Genomic DNA, 2067 nt, shown 5'->3' with positions numbered 1-2067 from the left:
GGGAGCTGGGGAGAATGATGCCAACTGCTTCACTCAAGTATCGTTTGCCTGAATATCAAACACTCGTGCATTAGAAACTTGAGAGTCGAGTATAACTGTAATTGGTCTGGATGAAGGCGATATGGAAGACGCCAGAGCGTATATACTTGAGGATGCAACGTCAACCGGCAAGAAAATCGAGAAGTATATGGAAGACGCCGTAGAGCTTTACCATAAGTGGGGAGCCGACACACTATTAGTTGAATCCAATGGTGCTGGTAGTCTCTGGGAATTGGCTGTGCCGGATATGGTTAATCTGCATCTGGAACATGTATCGATTTCAAAAGAAGCAAGAGCTAGATCAATCGTACCTCTGTATACAAAGAATCGTGTATCTCACGTTGGGCATGGATTGTCTGATCTTGAACAAGAGATGGTTGCATTCGATCCGAACTTGATTAGGAAGCAGAAGTCCCCTGGGCGCATGGACAGCGTTTCAAATGGTCTGAGATATCTGTTCGAGCCTCTTTTGAAAGGTGGGCGAATTAAGGATTTGGACATCCAGTCAATGACCATATCAAGCTCTGCATCACGTAATGACTTCACCCTAAACATCGAAGAGACCCACACCTACTCTCCTTTTGCCGATCTCATGGATCAACAATTGAGCGAATCCACGTCGGAATCTGGATGGGATTTCAATCTTCTCAGTTTGTCCTGATGGGTAGTTACCCATCAAACAACAAATCCACAAAAACTAACCGCTGGAGTCCTTGAAAACAGGGGTCTCCAGCCTACCAATTCACATAATTTGCCATTGGCAAACGGAATAACAAATATGGAAATCACCAATGACGAAAACCAAAAACTTTTACACACGGTGGCTTAAGAACACATTCAAATTTACAGACATCCATGTCTTCGAAAACTGGTCATTCATCAAAGAAGCTGGAATTCCAGAACTAATCGATGATCACATTTCCCAGAAAGATAATCATGGTCACATGAATTTGATCGTTAAACGCCTACAAGAAATAGACCTCTATTAAGGAGAACAAAATCATGATGATACGAAAGCTAAATATAGACGACGAAAGATACGATGATGAAATTTCTGGTATGTTTCCACATCAAATGATAATTCTTTTGGAACAGTATCATTTGAATATTGCCCATAGCGGACGTCTCGACGATAAAGACCTAATCAATCTTTTGGCTCGAATCATAAATTACGACTTATCAAATTTCAACGAGAAATATATCGTTGGCGATACTGAAGTTGTAATTACCAGCACTTTACAAGAGCGATTTTTATGAAAGAGTTAAAGAATGATTCTGATGTAAATAAACTGTTTGATGGTCTTGATGATTTAGTTCGAGAATCAGCTGCTAAGACAGCTGAAGACACAATTACATTTACTGCATCAATAACACCATCTAAATCTACCACTGGTGCCCCTTACTCTGAAAACAAAGCACTAGACAACTGGAGAATCGGTGACGGTGATATTGTTGACGAAAAGAATCTTACATCAAGTTCTACTTATTCAAATTCTAAGAACGCAGCAAAAGAAGCATATGATCAAGTTATGGCTGGTGAGAAAGAAATAACTGTCTATAACCAAGCTGAATATGCAGAACTGCTTGAATATGGTCTTTCAACAACTGGCGGTCGTATGGTTGCCACAACTGATGGTTCTTTTATTGGGATTGCCAATAAAGCCTTCAATGAAACAATGAAACGGAGTTAACAATGAGCCTACTGAACAAACTTAAAGAAAATGGAGTTATGCCTTCATCTACAACTAAGAAGGTATATCTTAAAGTTCCTCGTAATGTAGAAGACGAGGATGGTAATAAGCATCTTGAGCTTGTAAAGACAGAGATGTGGTTTGAAATACTTCCACCGACATCTGGGGTTGCGATTAGCCAATCAACTATTGCCATGACGATGAAGCAATCTATCATCAGCAAACTTAAAGAAGCTATGGATGAAAGCGGCTATGTTTGTTTTAAAGGTTGATAGGTCTAAACTGTCGTGATCCCCTGCAATGGGAGGCTACGTTATGAAGCCCCAACAGTTTCAAG

4 protein-coding genes are annotated in these 2067 nt (G+C 40.3%); all 4 read left to right on the top strand.

Features of this window, described 5'->3' with window-relative positions; translation table 11 throughout:
* Nucleotides 1-121 precede the first annotated feature (121 nt).
* The 4 genes from ACO6VE_RS24355 to ACO6VE_RS24340 all read left to right on the top strand — a co-directional run bounded on the left by ACO6VE_RS24355 (nucleotide 122) and on the right by ACO6VE_RS24340 (nucleotide 2002).
* On the top strand, nucleotides 122-700 hold the full coding sequence (locus tag ACO6VE_RS24355; protein WP_422464077.1) for a hypothetical protein: 579 nt from the start codon (nucleotides 122-124) through the stop codon (nucleotides 698-700).
* 341 nt (nucleotides 701-1041) lie between these two features.
* Nucleotides 1042-1296: a hypothetical protein gene (locus ACO6VE_RS24350; protein WP_422464075.1), complete on the top strand. Its 255-nt coding sequence runs from the start codon at nucleotides 1042-1044 to the stop codon at nucleotides 1294-1296.
* Entirely contained in the window at nucleotides 1293-1730 is a 438-nt protein-coding gene (locus tag ACO6VE_RS24345) for a hypothetical protein (protein WP_422464073.1), read from the top strand. Before ACO6VE_RS24350 ends, ACO6VE_RS24345 begins: the two co-directional genes overlap by 4 nt.
* Before the next feature lie 2 nt (nucleotides 1731-1732).
* Nucleotides 1733-2002 (top strand): hypothetical protein, encoded by a 270-nt coding sequence (locus tag ACO6VE_RS24340; RefSeq protein WP_422464071.1) that lies wholly within the window; start codon nucleotides 1733-1735, stop codon nucleotides 2000-2002.
* The last annotated feature ends 65 nt before the right edge of the window (nucleotides 2003-2067 follow it).

Origin of the sequence: Endozoicomonas sp. ALB115, from assembly GCF_049310245.1 — a bacterium.
GTDB lineage: Bacteria > Pseudomonadota > Gammaproteobacteria > Pseudomonadales > Endozoicomonadaceae > Endozoicomonas.
Note: the sequence above shows the minus strand (reverse complement) of the source record. Positions and strands in the feature narration are given on the sequence as shown.

Excerpts from the sequence above, each read along its gene's own strand:
- ACO6VE_RS24350 (WP_422464075.1), top strand. The coding sequence starts at position 1,042 with ATGATGATACGAAAGCTAAATATAGACGACGAAAGATACGATGATGAA.
- ACO6VE_RS24345 (WP_422464073.1), top strand. The coding sequence starts at position 1,293 with ATGAAAGAGTTAAAGAATGATTCTGATGTAAATAAACTGTTTGATGGT.
- ACO6VE_RS24355 (WP_422464077.1), top strand. The coding sequence starts at position 122 with ATGGAAGACGCCAGAGCGTATATACTTGAGGATGCAACGTCAACCGGC.
- ACO6VE_RS24340 (WP_422464071.1), top strand. The coding sequence starts at position 1,733 with ATGAGCCTACTGAACAAACTTAAAGAAAATGGAGTTATGCCTTCATCT.